This window comes from Rhodococcus sp. (in: high G+C Gram-positive bacteria) (assembly GCF_049591685.1).
Lineage (GTDB): Bacteria > Actinomycetota > Actinomycetes > Mycobacteriales > Mycobacteriaceae > Rhodococcoides.
This window is the reverse complement of record NZ_JBAWFH010000191.1, coordinates 1-20,183: the sequence shown is the minus strand read 5'-3', so window position 1 is coordinate 20,183 and position 20,183 is coordinate 1. Positions and strand designations below refer to the sequence as shown.

Annotated in this window: 13 protein-coding genes; all 13 read left to right on the top strand. The window is 64.9% G+C overall.

The window, feature by feature from the left end; translation table 11 throughout:
• Positions 1–42: 42 nt before the first annotated feature.
• Complete coding sequence (gene glf, locus WBQ44_RS08210; RefSeq protein ID WP_495566215.1) at positions 43–1,272, top strand: UDP-galactopyranose mutase; 1,230 nt, start codon at positions 43–45, stop codon at positions 1,270–1,272.
• Positions 1,269–3,176: a glycosyltransferase gene (locus WBQ44_RS08205; protein WP_495566214.1), complete on the top strand. Its 1,908-nt coding sequence runs from the start codon at positions 1,269–1,271 to the stop codon at positions 3,174–3,176. Before glf ends, WBQ44_RS08205 begins: the two co-directional genes overlap by 4 nt.
• Entirely contained in the window at positions 3,154–3,690 is a 537-nt protein-coding gene (locus tag WBQ44_RS08200; RefSeq protein ID WP_495566213.1) for a phosphatase PAP2 family protein, read from the top strand. Before WBQ44_RS08205 ends, WBQ44_RS08200 begins: the two co-directional genes overlap by 23 nt.
• A complete protein-coding gene (locus WBQ44_RS08195; RefSeq protein ID WP_495566212.1) occupies positions 3,687–4,595 on the top strand; it encodes a decaprenyl-phosphate phosphoribosyltransferase in 909 nt (302 codons plus the stop codon). The genes WBQ44_RS08200 and WBQ44_RS08195 overlap by 4 nt, the downstream gene beginning before the upstream one ends.
• The gene (locus WBQ44_RS08190) at positions 4,570–6,462 is read left to right on the top strand and encodes an arabinofuranosyltransferase AftB family protein (protein ID WP_495566211.1); all 1,893 of its coding nucleotides are present in this window, start codon (positions 4,570–4,572) and stop codon (positions 6,460–6,462) included. Before WBQ44_RS08195 ends, WBQ44_RS08190 begins: the two co-directional genes overlap by 26 nt.
• A 196-nt stretch (positions 6,463–6,658) precedes the next feature.
• Entirely contained in the window at positions 6,659–7,651 is a 993-nt protein-coding gene (locus WBQ44_RS08185) for an alpha/beta hydrolase (RefSeq protein WP_495566210.1), read from the top strand.
• Between the two features lie 367 nt (positions 7,652–8,018).
• Positions 8,019–9,032, top strand: coding sequence for an alpha/beta hydrolase (locus WBQ44_RS08180; RefSeq protein ID WP_495566209.1), 1,014 nt, complete (start codon positions 8,019–8,021; stop codon positions 9,030–9,032).
• A 201-nt stretch (positions 9,033–9,233) separates the two neighbouring features.
• Positions 9,234–11,138: an alpha/beta hydrolase-fold protein gene (locus WBQ44_RS08175; RefSeq protein WP_495566208.1), complete on the top strand. Its 1,905-nt coding sequence runs from the start codon at positions 9,234–9,236 to the stop codon at positions 11,136–11,138.
• Between the two features lie 144 nt (positions 11,139–11,282).
• Positions 11,283–11,861 (top strand): DUF732 domain-containing protein, encoded by a 579-nt coding sequence (locus WBQ44_RS08170; RefSeq protein WP_495566207.1) that lies wholly within the window; start codon positions 11,283–11,285, stop codon positions 11,859–11,861.
• A gap of 11 nt (positions 11,862–11,872) precedes the next feature.
• Positions 11,873–12,841, top strand: coding sequence for a cutinase family protein (locus tag WBQ44_RS08165; RefSeq protein WP_495566206.1), 969 nt, complete (start codon positions 11,873–11,875; stop codon positions 12,839–12,841).
• 192 nt (positions 12,842–13,033) lie between these two features.
• Positions 13,034–14,053 carry an LLM class F420-dependent oxidoreductase gene (locus WBQ44_RS08160; protein WP_495566205.1) on the top strand — a complete coding sequence of 340 codons (1,020 nt, stop codon included), beginning with the start codon at positions 13,034–13,036 and terminating at the stop codon, positions 14,051–14,053.
• Between the two features lie 239 nt (positions 14,054–14,292).
• Complete coding sequence (gene fadD32, locus WBQ44_RS08155) at positions 14,293–16,191, top strand: long-chain-fatty-acid--AMP ligase FadD32 (RefSeq protein WP_495566204.1); 1,899 nt, start codon at positions 14,293–14,295, stop codon at positions 16,189–16,191.
• A 144-nt stretch (positions 16,192–16,335) separates the two neighbouring features.
• Positions 16,336–20,183, top strand: a 3,848-nt coding sequence (locus tag WBQ44_RS08150) for a beta-ketoacyl synthase N-terminal-like domain-containing protein (protein ID WP_495566222.1), incomplete at its 3' end; no start/stop codon positions are given.

Genomic DNA, 20,183 nt, shown 5'->3' with positions numbered 1-20,183 from the left:
CGCACACGGGTGGCGGGTCCGCACCGTATACCCTGGTTGCCCGTGACTGCTGTAAATCCTTCGCCCACTACTTCCGACGCCTCCGCGACCGGCCGCTACGACCTCATCGTCGTCGGTTCGGGGTTCTTCGGCCTGACTGTGGCGGAGCGTTCGGCGTCCCAGCTGGGTAAGCGTGTCCTGGTGCTCGATCGCCGCCATCACCTGGGCGGCAACGCCTACTCGGAGGCGGAGCCGCAGACGGGTATCGAGGTGCACAAGTACGGCGCGCACCTCTTTCACACGTCCAACCAGCGGGTGTGGGACTACGTCAACCAGTTCACCGATTTCACCGGCTACCAGCATCGTGTGTATGCGATGTACAAGGGGCAGTCGTACCAGTTCCCGATGGGGCTTGGGTTGATCTCGCAGTTCTTCGGCCGGTACTACTCGCCGCAGGAAGCTCGTGCCCTCATCGCCGAGCAGTCCAGCGAGATCGACTCGAAGGATGCGCAGAACCTCGAGGAGAAGGCCATCTCGTTGATCGGTCGCCCCCTGTACGAGGCGTTCGTGCGGGACTACACGGCCAAACAGTGGCAGACCGATCCGAAGGAGCTGCCCGCGGGCAACATCTCTCGGCTGCCGGTGCGGTACAACTTCGACAACCGCTACTTCAACGACACGTACGAGGGCCTTCCGGTCGACGGGTACACCGCGTGGCTCGAGAACATGGCGAAGAATGAGCTCATCGACGTTCGGCTGAACACCGACTGGTTCGACGTCAAGGCCGAACTCATCGCCGAAAGTCCGAACGCGCCCATCGTCTACACCGGCCCGCTCGACGCGTACTTCGACTACTCCGAGGGTGAACTCGGCTGGCGCACACTGGATTTCGAGACCGAGGTCCTCGATGCCGGTGATTTCCAGGGCACACCGGTGATGAACTACAACGACGGCGACGTGCCCTACACGCGCATCCACGAGTTCCGGCACTTCCATCCCGAGCGGGAATACCCGGCAGACAAAACGGTCATCATGCGCGAGTTCTCGCGGTTCGCCGAGAGCGGCGACGAGCCGTATTACCCGATCAACACCCCGGACGACCGCGCGAAGCTCGAGGCCTACCGCGAGCGCGCCAAGCGAGAGACGGCGGAGAACGGTGTGCTGTTCGGTGGGCGTCTGGGCACCTACCAGTACCTGGACATGCACATGGCCATCGCCAGTGCGTTGAACCTGTATGACAACACGCTCAATCCATACTTCGAATCGGGCGCTGCCCTGGCGGGGGACAAATGACAGCCAAGCATCTGCTGGAGGACGGCGTCCCCGACGTCGTTCCCTACCTCGGTAAATCGTTGCTGCAGCGGGTGCTGCTGCCCCGATCGGGTGAGCCTCTCGACGTGCGCACCCTCTACCTCGAGGAAGCGACGACCAATGCGCGACGGGCACATTCGCTCTCGCGTACGTCGGTTGCCGTCGGTGCCGAATCCGAGGTCTCGTTCTGCACGTACTTCAACGCGTTCCCCGCGAGCTATTGGCGCCGCTACAGCACGCTGACCTCCGTCGTGCTGCGCGTCGAGGTATCCGGGCACTGCCGCATCGACGTGTATCGCTCCAAGGCCGATGCGTCACGCATCCACGTCGAGGGCCGCGAAGCCGTCGACGGTGACGCAGCGCAGGAGTTCATGATCGATCTGGGCCCGTTCGAGGACGGTGGCTGGATCTGGTTCGACATCACCTCCGATTCCGAGGTCGTGCTCGAGAGCGCCGGATGGTTCGCACCCGTCGACGCTCCGGGTGAAGCCAGCGTCGCGGTCGGCATTCCCACGTTCAACCGTCCGACCGACGCGGTGAAAGCCCTTGTCGCGCTTGGCTCGGACCCGCTGGTGCTCGATGTCGTCAAGGCCGTCATCATGCCCGATCAAGGTACGAGGAAGGCCAAGGACGAGCCCGGGTTCGACGAGGCCGCGGCGGCTCTCGGCGACCGTCTCGCCGTACACGACCAGGCCAACCTCGGCGGTTCGGGTGGCTACAGCCGCATCATGTACGAGGCGCTGAACAACACCGACTGCCAACACATCCTGTTCATGGACGACGACATCGAGATCGAGCCCGATTCGATCCTGCGTGCCCTCGCGATGTCGCGGTTCGCGAAGGTGCCCACCCTCGTCGGCGGGCAGATGCTCAATCTGCAGGCGCGCAGCCACCTGCACGTCATGGGTGAAGTGATCAACCGCGGCAACTTCATGTGGACCGCCGCGCAGAACGTCGAGTACGACCACGACTTCAGCGAAGAGCCCCTGCGCACCAGCAAGCTGCTGCACCGACGCATCGACGTCGACTACAACGGCTGGTGGATGTGCATGATCCCGCGCGTCGTCGCCGAAGAACTGGGTCAGCCGCTGCCACTGTTCATCAAGTGGGACGACGCCGAGTACGGCCTTCGCGCCAAGGAAGCCGGCTACCCGACGGTCACCCTCCCCGGTGCCGCGATTTGGCATATGGCGTGGAGCGACAAGGACGACGCCATCGACTGGCAGGCGTACTTCCACCTGCGCAACCGATTGGTGGTGGCCGCGCTGCACATGCCGGGTAACGGCCGCGGTCTGGTGCTCGACACCACCAAGGCCACCGTCAAGCACCTGCTGTGCCTCGAATACTCCACCGTCGCCATCCAGAACAAGGCGATCCGGGACTTCCTCGCAGGCCCCGAACACATTCTCGACATCCTTCCGACCTCGCTCGGCGAAGTTCATGCCCTGCGCAAGACGTACCCGGACGCAGTCGTCGTCGGATCGTCGACGGACCTTCCCGTGGCGTCGGGCGACGAGGTGGGTCCCGTCGGACTGCCCGTCGGCCCGCTGAAAAAGATCGGCCGCCTCGCCAAGGGCCTGGTGCACAACGCCAAGCCGGCACAGACCCGTCACCACGAGCGACCGCAGCTCAACGTCCCGACGCTCGACGCCCGGTGGTTCCTGCTGTCTCAGGTCGACGGTGTCACCGTCACCACGGCCGACGGGCGAGGCGTCGTCTACCGGCAGCGCGACCGCGAGAAGGCGGCGGCGCTGCTCAAGGAATCGATGGCCCTGCGCGGTGAGCTTCTTCGCCGATTCCCCGACCTCAAGGGTCGCTATCGCGACGCCGTGCCTCACCTCACCAGTAAGGAAACCTGGGAACGTGTCTTTCGTTACGAGGCGTAAGAACCAGAGCGACGCACCCACCGAGGTTCGCATCCTGGCGAAGGTGCAGGCGACCGTCGGCGCGCAGCCCGGCGCGATTCCCGTCGCCCGAGCGATGTCGCACTTCGGTGAGCACGCCCTCGGCTGGGTCGCCATCGCGGGCGTCGGTGCTGCTCTCGACAGTTCGCGTCGACGCCGGTGGGCCGGCGTGGCCGTCGGCGCGGTCGGTTCGCACGCGGCGTCGATCGTCATCAAGCGCGTGGTTCGTCGCAGGCGTCCCAGTGACCCCTCGGTGCGCGTCAACGTTTCGACGCCCAGCCGGTTGAGCTTTCCGTCCTCTCATGCGACGTCCACGACGGCAGCCGCCGTTCTGCTCGGTCGCCTGACCGGACTACCCTTGCCTGCGTTGCTGGTGCCCCCGATGATGCTGTCGCGGTTGGTTCTCGGAGTGCACTACCCCACCGACGTGCTTGCGGGGTCGGCGCTCGGCGCGCTGTCCGCAGCCGCCGTGTGCAAGTTCGAAGGAGACAAATGAGCGAAGAAGCCGCCGTCCTCGGAGCACCTCCGAAGAACCTGCTCGACGGAGTGGTGAAGGCTCTCCGTCCGCGCCAGTGGGTCAAGAACGTCCTCGTGTTGGCTGCGCCGCTCGCGGCCGGTTCGGTGACGGAAACCGACGTCCTGCTGTCGGTGGCGCTCGCGTTCGTCGTCTTCTGTCTGGCTGCCTCGGGCGTCTACCTCGTCAACGACGCGCTGGACGTCGAGGCCGACCGCGCGCACCCCACGAAGCGTTTCCGGCCGATCGCCGCCGGGGTGCTTCCGGTCAATCTCGCGTACGCGATGGCCGTGGTCTGCCTTGGGCTGGCCATCGGACTGTCGTTCCTCGCCAACTGGCAGCTCGCCGTCGTCATCGGTGTGTACATCGCCATCCAGTTGGCATACTGCTTCGGGCTCAAGCACCAGGCGGTGCTCGACATCTGCATCGTCTCGTCCGGGTTCCTTCTTCGGGCCATCGCGGGCGGCGTCGCGGCGTCGATCCCGCTGTCGCAGTGGTTCCTGCTGATCATGGCGTTCGGATCGCTGTTCATGGCGGCGGGCAAGCGCTACGCCGAGCTGCAGCTGGCCGAACGTACCGGCGCGAAGATCCGCAAGTCGCTCGAGAACTACACGACGACCTACCTTCGATTCGTCTGGACGCTGTCGGCAACGGCCGTCGTCCTCTGCTACGGCCTCTGGGCCTTCGAGCAGGACGCCGAGAAGCACACCAACTGGTTCGCGATCTCGATGATCCCGTTCACCATCGCGATCCTGCGCTACGCAGTCGACGTCGATGGTGGAGAAGCAGGTGAGCCCGAAGAGATCGCGCTCGGCGACAGGGTGTTGCAGGTGCTTGCCCTCGCGTGGATCGGAGTAGTCGGTGTCGCTGTATACGTCGCCGGGTGAGACACACGAGTCGCCGGGTGAAACCCGACAGTCACGGTCCGCGCAGGGCCTGACCCGGTCGATCTTCGGCGTCGGCGCCATAGTATCGGCGTTGCTGTTCCTCGTCGGTGCCTGGGAACGACGCTGGATCGCCGACGACGGACTCATCGTGCTCCGCACGGTACGCAACCTGCTGGCGGGCAACGGCCCGGTATTCAACGCGGGCGAGCGAGTCGAAGCCAACACCAGCACCGTCTGGACATACCTGGTCTACGCGGGCAGCTGGCTCAGCGACGCCCGTCTGGAATACGTCGTTCTCACCATCGCCCTCGTTCTGTCCACCGCGGCCATCGTGTTGGCCATGTGGGGCACCTACGCCCTGCGTGTACCCACCGACGCGCGTGTGACGGTGTTCCTGCCCGCGGGTGTTCTCGTCTATATCGCCGTCCCGCCTGCGCGCGATTTCGCCACCTCGGGGCTCGAGACGTGCCTGGTCATCTTCTGGATCGGACTGCTCTGGCTACTGATGGTCCGGTGGGCCACCCGCGGCGTCGGTGCGCCCGCCCTCCTCTTTCTGGCGTTCTGGGCGGGCCTCGGTCCGCTGGTACGCCCCGAATTGGTCATCATGTCCGGTCTTGCGCTGGTCATGATTTTCCTGGCGCCGCAGACGTGGGCGAGTCGGCTGCTCGTGTTCGTCGTGGCCGGTACGACGCCGGTGCTCTATCAAATCTGGCGAATGGGCTACTACGGGTTGCCGTACCCGAACACGGCGGTGTCCAAGGACGCAGGCGGTGCCAAGTGGTCGCAGGGCTTCGACTACCTGTGGAATCTGCTGGGCCCGTACATGCTGCTCCTTCCTCTCGTATTGCTGCTCGTTGCCGGCGTCGCGACGGCGCTCGCGGGCTCGGGAACTTCGGCACCGCGTCTGCCCCGGTCGCTGGGCGAGATACAGCGCTGGTTGCGGTCACCGGTTGCAGTCGTGACGTTCGTCCTGGTCGCCGGGGTCCTGTCGCTGGTCTACGCAGTGCGCGTCGGTGGCGACTTCATGCACGGCAGGACCCTGCTGCCCGCGCTCTTCACGCTCCTGCTGCCCGTGTCTGCGTTGCCGCTGTCCGTCCCGAGTCGCGGAGCGGGCGCGGGAAAGGTCGTGGTCTTCGGCGTCGGGGCCGTCGTGTGGCTGACGACGGTCATCTGGGCGTTCTTCGCCGCGAACACCACGGGAATGCCCCAGGGCTCGATCGTCGGTCGATCGGGCATCGTCGACGAGAGGGCGTTCTACGCGCTCAATACCGGCCATGCTCATCCGATCCTGGCGTCGGACTACCTGGACTACCCGCGCATGCGGCCCATGGTCGAAGCCATCGAGAACACCCCGGACGGTGGCCTGCTGCTGCCGAGCGCACAGTTCACCTACTGGGATGTCGTACCGCCACCGCTACCGATCCCGCCGGGCGGTGCGGGACACACGGTGTTCTTCCTCAACCTCGGCATGACAAGCATGAACGTCGGCCTCGACGTCAGGGTCATCGATCAGATGGGTCTCGCGTACCCGCTGGCCTCGCACACCGAGCGTCTCGAAGACGGGCGGATCGGCCACGACAAGAATCTGTTCCCCGACTGGGTGGTCGCCGATGTCGGCATGGTCGCCGAGCATCCGTTCCTGCCCTGGTACATGGACGAGGACTGGGTCGCGCAGGCTCAAATAGCCCTGACCTGCGGCGATACCCGAGAATTACTCGATTCCTCACGTGCGCCGCTGACGAAAGATTTGTTCGTTCGCAACATCAAGCGTTCGTTCTTCTACGCGGGATATCGCATCGATCGGGTGCCTGAGTACGAATTACAGCGATGTGGTTTGGAGCCTCCGATACCGAAAGGTGACAATTGACGTCGGAGCGGCCGAGTTGCGTCGATATCTGTTCGTCGCCAAGATGGGATATCTCCTTTTGGTAACGGACATCGCCTTCGGGGCGATGTATGCGAAAGATGTGTGTGACTGCTCTGGCTCGTTGCCGGATTCACGTCGCTGAGAAGGGTGTTCCGCAGGTTCTGCGGCCCACCGAAACTGCTGAGAGGTCGAATGCATGCTGGGTAGAACGAACAAGGGTGCCGGGGGGCGCCTCCGCCGGATAGTTACCTCTCTGGTGATGGCTGTGGCACTTCCGCTCGGTCTCGCTGTTGTCGGAACGGGTGCAACGGCCAACGCCGCATTCGATCCGCGCGCATTCGACTTCGTGACGGACTCGAGCATGGGTCCGATCAAGAGTCGGATCTGGCGTGCGGCCGACGGCAACACCGACCGCGTCGTGTACCTGCTCGACGGCCTTCGCGCCACCAACGACCTTTCCGGTTGGGAGCACGAGACGGACGCCGGTGCGTACCTCGCCTCCTGGAACATCAACGTCGTCCAGCCGGTCGGCGGACAGTCCAGCTTCTACTCGGACTGGTACGCACCGTCGAACTTCAACGGCCAGCGGACCACGTACAAGTGGGAAACGTTCCTGACGCAGAACCTGCGCTCGAACCTGCAGCAGAAACTCGGTTTCAACCCGAACCGCAACGGTGTCGTCGGTATCTCGATGGGCGGTAGCGCCGCACTTACACTTGCTGCGTACCACCCCGACCAGTTCTCCTACGCCGGCTCGCTGTCCGGCTACCTGAACATCTCTGCTCCGGGTATGCGTGAGGCAATGCGTTTGGCACTGCTGGACTCGGGCCGCTTCAACATCGACGCCATGTGGGGACCCCCTTGGGATCCGGCATGGCTGCGCAACGACCCGTTCGTGTTCGCGCCGCGTCTACGCGACAACGGAACCCGCGTCTGGGTCTTCGCGGGTAGCGGACTGCCCGGTGGACTCGATCGGCCACGTAGCTTCGTCGACTACTACAACACCGGCAACGCAATGGGCCTCGAAGCCATCGCTCTGGCCAACAGCCGCGCGTTCCAGCTCCGGATGGCCAGCATCGGCGCCAACAACGTGACGTACGCCTTCCCGGCCGTCGGTACCCACCAGTGGGGCTACTGGCAGGAGCAGGCGCACATCATGGCTCCCGACCTCAGCGCACACATCGGCTGACGCATTCTCGAACCGGACCCCCGTTGTCCGCTCCCTCTGTGAGAAATCACTGAATCGTTGGGGTGGTCAGCGGGGGTTCTTCGCGATAGTGTCACAGCTTGATATCGACCCCGAATCAGACCTGAGACGCAGATCATAGTTTTGCTTCGGGGTTGTCGGGTGGAATACCCTTCAACTTGCGCACGTGCGACCGGTTCATTGCCGGGCATCGAGCGAATGCTTCAGGACAGCGCGACCAGTCGAACAGCTCACCAGTCGAACAACTGCACCAATCGAACTACGGCCCGACGGGGCCGAAGACAGCCCTGTTGGAATGCCGGGGGCCGCTGATCGCGGAAACCGCAGAAGACGAGAGAGAGCACGACCCATGCGTTTTGCCGGCCTCATGAACAAGCCGAGATTGTCCCATCGATGGCGCCAGCGCCTTCTCGGCGTCGGCGCTGCTGCGCTCGTCGTACCGATCGCAGCCGGAGTAGTCGGAGGCGCAACTGCGCTCGCCGCACCCAGCGCGGTCGTGCACAAAGCTCCTGCCGGTGGACGTGAAGACCTGTTCGTCCCGTCCGAGATGGGTCCGATCAAGGTTCAGGTCCAGTGGGCCGCACGTGGCGGAAACGCTGCTGTCTACCTGCTCGACGGCCTCCGCGCTCGCGACGATCGCAACGCCTGGTCCTTCGAGACCAACGCTCAGGATCAGTTCGCAGGCGACGACGTCACCCTCGTCATGCCGGTCGGCGGCCAGGCCAGCTTCTACAGCGACTGGTACGCCGCCTCCAACCTCAACGGCCAGGAAGTCACCTACAAGTGGGAGACGTTTCTGACCGAGGATCTGCCTGCCTTCCTCGAGGGCTACGGCGTCTCGCGCAGCAACAACGCCGTACTCGGCATCTCGATGGGCGGATCCGCTGCACTGACACTGGCCGCGTACCACCGCGACCAGTTCAAGTTCGCGGGCTCGTTCTCCGGCTACCTCAACATCTCGGCGCCCGGCATGCGCGAAGCCATCCGCGTCGCGATGCTGTCGCAGTCCTGGTTCAACGTCGACTCCATGTGGGGACCCCCGTGGAGCCCCGCGTGGCTGCGCAACGACCCGTTCGTCTTCGCGCCCCAGCTCGAGGGCCTGTCGATGTACATCTCGTCCGCCAGCGGACTTCCGGGTGAGTACGACCGCCCGCGCGCACCGATCGACTTCTACAACACCGCCAACGGCATGGCCCTCGAAGCCCTGGCACTCGCCAACAGCCGCGCATTCCAGGTTCGCCTGGCCACTCTCGGGATTCCGGCCACGTTCAGCTTCCCGAACAACGGAACGCACAGCTGGGCCTACTGGTCCGCCGAACTGTTCAAGGCTCGCGGCCAGATCCTCGACGCTCTGAACGCCTGACCTCCGGGCCCGGTACCTGTACTGCCACGAATGCCGTCCTGCCGACCACGCAGGGCGGCATTCGTGCGTTCGCGGAGTCCTTCGACTCCCTGATTCACAATTGCACCATCCGTCACAGCGAGCCTCGACCGATCTCGTGTCTGTCGCGTGTAGAAAGACAGCTACTTGAAGTCTGCTCGTGAAAGAAAGAGAGTCACCACCATGCGCACTGGGCTTGCTCGATTCGGCCGGCGTCCCGCGGCTGGAATTCAGGCTCGGCAAGCAGCGGCGGCAGCAGTGATCGCTGCCGCCCTGATGTCGCCGTTCGGCGCAGCGGGCATTGCTCAGGCAGCCCCCTCGCCCACAGCCTTGCCTTCCCAGGCGGCCCTGCCTTCGCAGGCGCAGTCTCAGTCGGGTGCCGTCGTCACCTCGGTGGACTGGCTGTCCGATCGCCGCGTCGCGTTGTGGATCGACTCTCCTTCCATGGGCACGCCCATTCAGGTGCAGTTGCTGCTTGCGCGCGACTGGAACATCAACCCGCAGGCGGTCTTCCCCTCGGTGTGGATGCTCGACGGACTGCGTGCGACCGACACGGAGAACGGCTGGACAGCAGAGACCGACGCCGAGTCGTACTTTGCCGACAAGAACGTCAACGTGGTGCTCCCCGTCGGCGGCCAGTCGAGTTTCTACTCCGACTGGGTCGACCAGGACAACGGCAAGAACTACCAGTGGGAGACGTTCCTGACCAAGGAACTGCCCCCGATCCTCGAGAACGACTGGCGCACCAACCAGACCCGGGGCGTCGTCGGACTGTCCATGGGCGGCACGTCGGCCATGTTCCTGGCTGCACGCAACCAGGGTTTCTTTCAGTTCGCCGGGTCGCTTTCCGGAATCCTGACCACCACCTCGCTCGGCATGCCGCAGGCAATCCAGTACGCCATGGCCGACGCGGGCGGATTCAACTCCAAGGCGATGTGGGGCGCACCCACCAACAGCTTGTGGTCCGAGCACGACCCGTACGTCCTCGCCGACCAGCTCGAGGGCGTCAGCCTGTACGTCTCGAGCGGCAACGGCGTCGCCGGACCGTTCGACCCACCGTCGGGCATCCCGGGCGTCAGCTCCAACTACGCGGGCATGGGTCTCGAAATCCTTTCCCGTCTGACGTCGCAGTCCTTCGCCACCAAGCTCAACAAGCTGGGAATCCCGGCCCAGATCGTGTACAGGCCGTCGGGTCTGCACACCTGGGAGTACTGGGAGTTCGAGCTGAAGCAGCTCTGGCCTCAGCTGGCAAACGCGTTGGACGTCGAAGTCGACAAGCCCGCGTGCAGTGTGGCAGGAGCTATCGGGAACGCATCGGGCGCCAACGCCTGGCTCGGTGACTGCCTGACGGCGGAGTACAACGTGGCCGGTGGCCGCGCGCAGGACTTCCGCTTCGGACGCGTGTTCTTCTCACCCGACACCGGTGCCCAGGTCGTCGCAGGCGCCATCGGCGGCAACTACCAGGGTTCGGGCGGACCGGCAGGCCCGCTCGGATTCCCGAAGTCGAGCGAGTTGGCGATGCCCGACGGCCGTGGACGTGCGAACGCCTTCCAGAATGGGATGATCTACTTCACCCCGCAGGCGGGTGCCCATGCAGTGCGCGGTGCGATTCTCGACGAGTGGGCAGCCCAGGGCTACGAGGCCGGACCGCTCGGCTACCCGGTGCTCGACGAGGTCCCGACACCGTCGAAGCCGGGTTCGGTGCAGGGTTTCGAGATCGGCGCGATGTACTTCAGCCCGGAGCTCGGCACGCATTCGGTGCAGGGCATGATTCTCGGCAAGTATGGCCAATTGGGTTGGGAGAACGGCGAACTCGGGTTCCCGATCTCCAGTGAGAAGGGCCCGATTCGCGACGGCGGCCGCTTCAACGAGTTCGAGAACGGCAACATCTACTGGAGCCCGCTGACCGGAGCCTGGGCTATCCGCAACGGCGAAATCTTCGACGCCTGGAAGAACGAGGGTTACGAGAACGGCCGGCTCGGATACATCACGAGCGATCAGTTCGAGATGAACGGTGGCGGAATCCAGCAGAACTTCCAGTTCGGCATCATCACCGTCAAGGACGGAAAAGTCACCATCGCGCCGTGACGCAAGGAAACCCCAGATCAGGTTCGGTCCGTCCGCCGCTCAGTCTATTCTCAGTGGCCGCCGGTACCGTCCCCGGTTGAAGCCTTCCGTACCGTCCCCGGCCCAACTTTCTGCCCTCGATCGTGCTCTAGGACTGGATTGAACATGTCACTGTTTCCGAAGCAAATGTCTCCCCGCCGAAGCACCTTGACGCGCAGCCTGTCCATGGGGGTACTCGCGGTAGCCGCGGGCGCGTTCCTGGTCGCCTGCGGTGGTGACGAGGCAACCGTCTCGGGAACTCCGTCGACCTCGTCGACGACTGCGGCTGCGTCCACCACAACGGCCGAGACCACCTCGTCCGAGTCGGCCACCGCGACGACGTCTGCCGCGGTGACGAGTCCGGGTGAGGCCGCGACAGCGCCGCCGGAGCAGCCGCAGCCGGTGCCGGAGGGGTACCCGGGAATCACGGCGGCTCCTGTCGACGACCGTGGTCAGGCATTTCTCGACGAGCTGAAGAAGGGCGGCATCACGCCCGCCGCCAACGGTGAGATCGCCATCTCGACCGCCACGTACATCTGTTCTGCCCAGTCACAGGGAGTGCCCGCGGACGAGATCGCCACGTTCGTCACGGCAAACGTCGGTGTCGAGGCCAGCGCGGCGGGCACCCAGATGACGGCAGAGCAGGCGGCCGAGGACGCACAGGTCTACATCGCTGCCGCCCAGAACACGTACTGCAAGGGCTGACGGCAGACGCCATGGCCAATCGAACGAAGCGCAAGAGTCGACTGCTACCGAAGCTTCTCGCCCTGGCGATAATTCTCGGACTCGTCGTCATCGCATTGTGGTACCTGCTCGCGGGTCGGCTGCCCGATCAGGTTCCGTCGCCGCTGCCGCAGCCTGGCCCCGACGAGCCGCAGTCGCAGCCCGCGGACTGCGCGGACGTCGCCGTCGTATCCATTCCCGGCACCTGGGAGTCGGCTGCCACCGATGATCCGTACAACCCGACGGCCAATCCGGCGTCGTTGTTGCTGAACGTGTCTCGCCCGCTCCAGAATCAGTTCGATCCTTCTCGGGCCAGCGTCTACACCGTTCCGTACGTCGCGCAGTTCTCCAACCCGGTCGCGTTCCCGCCCGACGGGCAGCAGTCCTACAACAACAGTCGCGCCGAGGGTATGGCGACGACGAAGGCCGAATTGTCTCGCGTGGCCGAGCGTTGCCCGCTGACGAGTTACGTGCTCGTCGGTTTCTCGCAGGGCGCCGTCATCGCCGGTGACCTCGCCGCGGAGATCGGCGGCGGCAACGGTCCGGTCGCAGCCGACAAGGTTCTCGGCGTGACGCTCATCGCCGACGGCAGACGTGACGGAACGTCGGGGGTCGACATCGGGCCACCCGTCGACGGTGTCGGTGCCGAGGTTGCGCTCGGCGGTTTGGATCTGCCGGGTATCACGATGACAGGGCCTCGGCAGGGCGGCTTCGGTGAACTCGACGGGAAGGTCAACCACATCTGCGCGCCGGGCGATCTGATCTGCGCGTCACCGTCGGAAGGGTTGTCGCTGCGCAACATTCCACAAAGCATCGGCATTCTCGTCGGCGCCGCGGGCAATCCCGTTCACGCGTCGTACAACTCGTTCGTGGTGGACGATGCCGGAACGACGTCGACGCAGTGGACGGCGAACTGGGCGGCGGGTCTCATCGAGTCGGCTCCGGAGATTCCGAACTCCTGATTCTTCAGCTCCCGGACGACCGCAGTGTAGTTCTCACAAGGAGCGGTCCCCGGTCCTGAGGATTGGGCACAAAGCTGGTGGGCGTTGACCCCGCCAGGTGTATTCCCACGTGGCCAGCAGATAGAGTGGCGCCTTGGACCAGCCCCGGCGAGGCGCTGGACGTCAGCCGACCCGCACCGAGGAGACCTATACATGTGTTCCGCCCAGGCCCCTGACATGCCCGTCGAAGGGCACGTCTCGGCGCTGCGTAAATTCCGTTTCGCCGCAGGTGGAGAGGGAAACGCAGAAGAAGGTGGGGCGCGCAAGTTCATCAAGCTGGCGCAGCAGGCGGAAGAGCTCGGCTACGACAGCTTCATGATTCCCGATCACCTGGGCAATCAGGTCGGTCCCATTGCAGCTCTCGGTGCGCTCGCGGTGGCAACGGACAAGATCAGGCTCGGCACAGCAGTCCTCGCGAACGGCTTCCGCCATCCCGCGATTCTTGCAAAGGACGCGGCCACCATCGACGTGCTGTCCGGCGGGCGGCTCGAGTTGGGGCTCGGCGCAGGGTGGATGCGCGACGAGTACGACAAGGCCGGCATTGCGTACGACCGCCCTGGCATTCGTATCGAAAAGCTCGAGGAGAGCCTCGAAATTCTCGACACGCTGCTCCGTGGCAAGGAATGCAACTTTCAGGGCAAGCACTTCACCATCACCGGGCTCAAGGGCAGTCCCCGTCCTCGACAGGGCCCGCGCCCACCGATCTGTGTCGGTGGCGGTGGACCTCGCATGCTGGCGCTCGCAGCGAAGTACGCCGACATCATCTCCGTCGTGCCGAGCACGACGAAGGAAGGCAAACTCCAGCTGTCGGGAATGACGCTGGAGAAGACGCTCGAGCGCGTCGAGCTCATTCGTAAGGCTGCCGGTGATCGATTCGACGAGATCGAATTGAACTGGGCCATCACCACCATCGTCGTCACCGACGATCGGGAGCAGATGGCAGAGATGGCTCTGGCAGCACTCGACAACGGATATCCCCCCAATGTCGATGTCGATGTCAAGCTCAGCGTCGAGGACATCCTCACCTCCCCGTACCTTGCTTTCGGCACGTACGGGGAAATCGCCGATCAGATCCGTAACGTTCGCGCGAAAACGACGATGTCCTACGTCGGGGTTTTCCCCACTCAGATGGAAGCGTTCGCTCCGGTCATCGAGCTGCTGAAAGGCGAGTGACCGCGGACGTGTCGTCGCCGTGTTTCACCCGAGAGGGTAGAGCATGGTGGTGGCAACGAGAACTGGCAAAACAGGTAGCTACCAGCTAGTAATATTCACGCTGTTCGGCACACGAGTGAGTCGGAGAGAAGTCGGGGCGCGGGCCGCGATCTTCGGGGCCGCGAGGTTCGAGTTCGAGTTCGAAGAACCAGGCCCTGCTGCGCAGCACAGCGGATACCCGTCGGAGGAGATTGAAGACAATGAGCCACACATTCGATGAGTACATCGATGAAAACGGCCAGATCACCATTGCCGAGGGCAAGACGCTGGTGCGTCACGTCGAGGTGAACGTCGCACAGAACGCCGACACCATGGCATACCGCTTCGTGGATTACTCCCGTGAGCGCGACGGCGAGGCGCACGAGTTGACGTGGGCGCAGTTCGGCACCCGGCTTCGGGCAGTCGCTGCTCGCCTGCAACAGGTGACGCAGCCCGGTGACCGCGTCGCGATTCTGGCTCCCCAGGGGCTCGACTACGTCATCGCGTTCTTCGGCGCGGTCTATGCGGGCACCATCGCCGTGCCGCTGTTCGACCCCGACGAGCCCGGACACACCGACCGACTCCACGCCGTTCTCGGTGACTGCAACCCGACGGCAATCCTTACCGCAACCAGCTCCGCAGCAGGTGTGCGCAACTTCTTCCGCGCCCTGCCCGCGGCCGAGCGCCCCCGCGTCATCGCGGTCGATGCCATTCCCGACAGCGTCGGCGAAACCTGGGTCGAGCCCGACGCGAAGCTCGACGACATCGCTTACCTGCAGTACACCTCCGGCTCGACGCGCACCCCCGCCGGTGTGGAGATCACGCACCGCGCGGTCGGCGTCAACGCCCTGCAGATGGTCGACAGCATGGAGATCACCGAGGATTCGCGCGGCGTCACGTGGTTGCCGATGTTCCACGACATGGGTCTGCTGACGGTCATTCTCCCCGCGCTGGGCGGCAAGTACATCACCATCATGTCTCCGCGCGCATTCGTGCAGCGGCCGTGGCGTTGGATCAAGGAACTCGCCGCCGCCTCCGACGGTGCCGGTACGTTCGCCGCCGCGCCGAACTTCGCATTCGAGCACGCCGCGCAGCGCGGACTGCCCAAGAACGGCGAGCATCTCGACCTGTCCAACGTGATCGGGCTGATCAACGGCAGCGAGCCCGTCACGACCACGTCGATGAAGAAGTTCAACGACGCGTTCGGGCCCTACGGCCTCTCGAAGGCAGCGATCAAGCCGTCCTACGGCATGGCAGAAGCAACGCTGTTCGTCTCCACCAGCAAGCACGCCGACGAAGCGAAGGTCGTGTACGTCGACCGCACCGAGCTCAACGCAGGCCGCTTCGTCGTCGTCGACCAGGACGCGAAGGGCGCAATCCCGCAGGTCTCCACCGGTTACGTCGCGCGTAGCCAGTGGGCGACGATCGTCGACTCCGACGCCGCGTCCGAGGTCCCCGACGAGCACGTCGGCGAGATCTGGTTGCACGGCGAGAACATCGGCAAGGGCTACTGGGGTCGCGAAACCGAAACCAGCGAGACATTCCACAACAAGCTCGTCAGTCGCAATTCCGCTGGATCGCACGCCGAAGGTGTGCCCGACACCGCCAACTGGATGCGCACCGGTGACTATGGCGTCTACCACGACGGCGAGCTGTACATCACCGGCCGCGTCAAGGACCTCGTCATCGTCGACGGCCGCAACCACTACCCGCAGGACCTCGAGTTCTCCGCGCAGGAAGCCAGCAAGGCGCTACGCCCGGGGTTCGTTGCAGCGTTCGCCGTCCCGCTCAACCAGCTCCCCGACGTCGTCTTCGAATTCAGCGGTGCAGCACTGACCAAGGACTCGGACGACAGTTCCGAGCAGCTGGTCATCGTCGCCGAGCGTGCCCCCGGCGCAGGCAAGGCAGCTCCGGAGCCCATCGCCGACGAGGTTCGCACCGCCATCTCCGCACGCCACGGCGTCACCGTGCGCGACGTGCTCCTCGTTCCCGCCGGCTCCATCCCGCGCACCTCGAGCGGCAAAATCGCCCGGCGTGCGTGCAAGGCGGCCTACATCGAGGGCACCCTCCGCGGCGGCTACCAACAGACAGCCTTCCCCGACGCGGAACTCCCGGACTGACCGAACAACCCTTTCTCTCGGGCCTCGCCCGTTCCCCGAATCGACAGGTACCTTGGTGAGTTGATGGCAGACCATGAGAACGATGCTGCAGTGACCGAAGCAACCCCGACGCCGGCTCCCGACGGGGACAATGCCGCGGGTGACATGACCGTCGCTCAGCTTCGCGGGTGGCTGCGCAACTGGGTCGCCGACGCGACGGGGCAATCGGTCGACCTCATCTCCGACGATCGGCCGATGGAAGAATTCGGTCTGTCCTCACGCGACGCTGTCGCCTTGAGCGGTGAGATCGAAGAGCTCGTTGGCGTCACGTTGACGGCCACGGTCGTCTACCAGCACCCCACGATCGCGTCGCTGGCCCAAATCATCATCGAGGGCGAGCCCGACGTGCCCGCCGATTCCGTCGACGATGCCTTCTATCTGCGCGGCAACGCTCACGCCGACTCACACGACATTGCCATCGTCGGCGTGTCCACCCGCTTCCCCGGCGCCGGAACGACGCCCGAGGAGATGTGGGCGCTCCTCAGCGAAGGCCGCGACGGCATCACCGACCTGCCCGAAGGCCGGTGGGAAGAGTTCACGTCCGACCCCGCCATCAAAGCCGCCGTCGACGCCACCGTCACCAAGGGCGGGTACCTCGACGACGTCAAGACGTTCGACGCCGAATTCTTCGCAATGTCGCCCAACGAAGTCGTCAACGTCGATCCGCAGCAGCGACTCGCTCTCGAACTGACCTGGGAAGCCCTCGAACACGCGCGCATCCCCGCGAGCTCGGTCAAGGGATCGCAGGTCGGTGTGTTCATCGGCACCTCCTCCAACGACTACCAGCTGCTCGCGGTCAGCGACCCCAATGCGCACCCGTACGCATTGACCGGAACGTCGACGGCCATCGTCGCAAACCGGGTTTCGTACTTCTACGATTTCCGCGGACCGTCCATCGCGGTCGACACCGCATGCTCGTCGTCTCTCGTCGCCGTGCACCAGGCAGTACGCAGCCTCCGCACCGGCGAATCCGACCTGGCCGTAGCCGGTGGCGTCAACATGCTGCTGGCGCCGCCCATCACCGTCGGCTTCGGTCAGACGGGCGTGCTGGCACCCGATGGCAAGATCAAGGCTTTCTCGGCCGACGCCAACGGCATGATTCGTTCGGAGGGCGGCGGTCTCGTCGTACTCAAGCGACTCGAAGACGCGAAGCGCGACGGCGACGACATCCTCGCCGTGGTGGCCGGCTCGTCGGTCAATCAGGACGGCCGGTCCAACGGACTACTAGCGCCGAGTCCCGATGCTCAGGCCGAGGCACTGCGCTTCGCCTACCGTGACGCCGGCATCGCCCCATCCGGCGTCGACTACATCGAGGCGCACGGAACCGGAACCATTCTCGGCGACCCGATCGAAGCCGATGCGCTCGGACGCGTCGTCGGACGCGGTCGCGACGCCGACAAGCCTGCCCTGCTCGGCTCGGCCAAGACCAACTTCGGCCACCTCGAATCTGCCGCGGGCGCAGCAGGTCTCATCAAGGTCGTCCTTGCGATGCAGCAGAACCGTCTGCCCGCATCGCTGAACTACACCGGGCCCAACCCGTACATCGACTTCGACAAGGCCCACCTGAAAGTTATCCCGGAGGGCGCCGAGTGGCCCCGCTACACGGGCAAGGCAGTTGCGGGTGTGTCCGGATTCGGTTTCGGCGGCACCAACGCGCATGTGGTCGTCAAAGAATACGTAGCCGACGAGATCGTCGAAAGCGCGGATGCCGCGAGCTTCGATCCTGACGCAGTGGACCCGGATGCCGTTCTGATCGAGGGTGTCTCGTCGGACTCGACCGCAGAAGTTTCGGCTCCTGTTGCCGAAACCCCCGTCGACGAATCGGCCGGAGCAGAGACCGTCGTCCTCGCTGTATCGGCCGCACTGCCGTCACGCCGCAAGCGCGCCGCTGCTGATCTGGCGGACTGGCTCGAAACGGAAGAGGGCAGCATGACGCCGCTGGCCGACGTCGGCCGATCGCTCGCCAAGCGCAACCACGGGCGTTCTCGCGCAGTGGTTCTCGCGTCGACGCGCGCCGAGGCCATCACCGGACTGCGCGCCATCGCTGCGGGTAAGCCGGGGCAGGGTGTCTTCTCCGCCGATTCACCCGCGTCGAACGGCGCCGTGTGGGTGTTCTCGGGCTTCGGTTCGCAGCACCGCAAGATGGCATCACGGCTGTACCGCACCAACCGGGTATTCGCCGAGACGGTCGATGCGGTCGACGAGCTGCTGATGGACGAGGCCGGATACTCCATCAAGGAGATCATCCTCGACGATTCCCAGACGTACGAGTTCGAGAACTCGCAGGTCGGCATCTTCGTCATTCAGATCGCGCTGGCGGCAACGCTTCGCGCTCATGGCGCCGAACCTGTTGCAACGCTGGGGCATTCGATGGGCGAGGTCGCTGCCGCTTACGTCGCAGGCGGGCTGAATCTCGAAGACGCCGTCCGAATCATTTATGCGCGTTCCCGCCTGCTGGCGGAGGGCCAGGAAGGCCTCGGCGCCGCATCTCAGGGCGCGATGGCGCTCGTCGAGTACACGCCGGACGAGGTCACCGCGTTGACCGACCAGTTCCCGGACGTGGAGCCGTGCGTGTACGCGGCGCCGACGCACACCACCGTCGGCGGGCCGCGGGCGCAGGTCGAGGAACTCGTCGCGATGGCCGAGGCCGCCGAAAAAATGGCGCGCATCCTCGACGTCAAAGGTGCCGGACACACTGCGGCAGTCGACCCACTTCTCGGAGAGCTCGCTGCCGAGTTGGCGGGCATCGAACCCGGCAAGCTCACCGCTGGCGTCTACTCGTCGGTCGACGAGGGCGCGCACTACCGAGTCGGGCACGAGGCAATCCACGGGGTCGAGTACTGGACAAAGGGTATGCGGCACCCGGTGTACTTCACCCAGGCCATCAATGTCGCTGTGGGAGACGGGCATACGACGTTCGTCGAGTTGGCGCCCAACCCCGTCGCACTCATGTCGATCGCAGCGACGGCATGGGCTGCCGGCGTCGCCGATTCCACGCTCATTCCGACGCTCAAGCGCAAGGAAGACGAAGCCGACACCTTCCTCGCCGCTCTGGCCCAGCTCTACGTTCACGGTCATTCGCTCGACCTGACCACACTGTTCGACGAGGGCGACTACGCCCCGATCCCGCGAACGGCTTACCTGCGCAAAGAGTTCTGGCTCAGCACGCGAGTCAACTCGTCGGGCAACGGTCGGGTCCCGGGCTCGCGCGTGGCACTTCCCGACGGTCGCCACGTGTGGGAAGTCGACGCATCGGCCGTCTCCTCGCTCACGGATCTCGTCACAGCCGCCGCGGCCCAGCTGTTCACGGGCGTCGAGTCGGGAGCGTCGGTGACGCATGCCGCCGTCCCCGCTGCGGGCACGTTGGTGACCACGCTGACTCCGCATCTCGGCGGCGCGTCCGTCCAGGTGCACGCGCACGCCGGATCGTCGTTCACGCTGCTGCACGATGCAGTCGTATCGTCCGGAGAGGCAGTGGCGCAAGCCGTTTCGACGCCGGTCGAAAGTCCGGCGTCGAGTTCTCCGATGGAGGAACTGCCCGAGGTCGTCGAAACCTTCGGTGACCGCTGGGATCCGACGAGCAACCAGAAGCTCGAGGAAAGACTGGCCATCATCGTGGCCGAGTCCATGGGTTACGCCCCGGAAGACCTGCCTCCCGAGGTGCCGCTGATCGAGCTCGGTCTCGACTCCCTCAGCGCGGTGCGCATCAAGAACCGCGTCGAGTACGAGTTCGACATCCCAACCGTTCAATTGCAAGCCGTCCGCGATGCCAACCTGCTCGAGGTCGAGAAGTACCTGCGGTACGCCCTCGAGAACCGCGACGAGGTGCAGGCCCTCGCCGACCAGCAGGCCGCCGAGCGTGACGCGGAGGCGCGCGACGGCGCCCTCGAGGCGGCTGTGGCTGCACCGGAAACGCAGGTGCCGAGCGCGGAGTACCAACCCGCACCCGACGC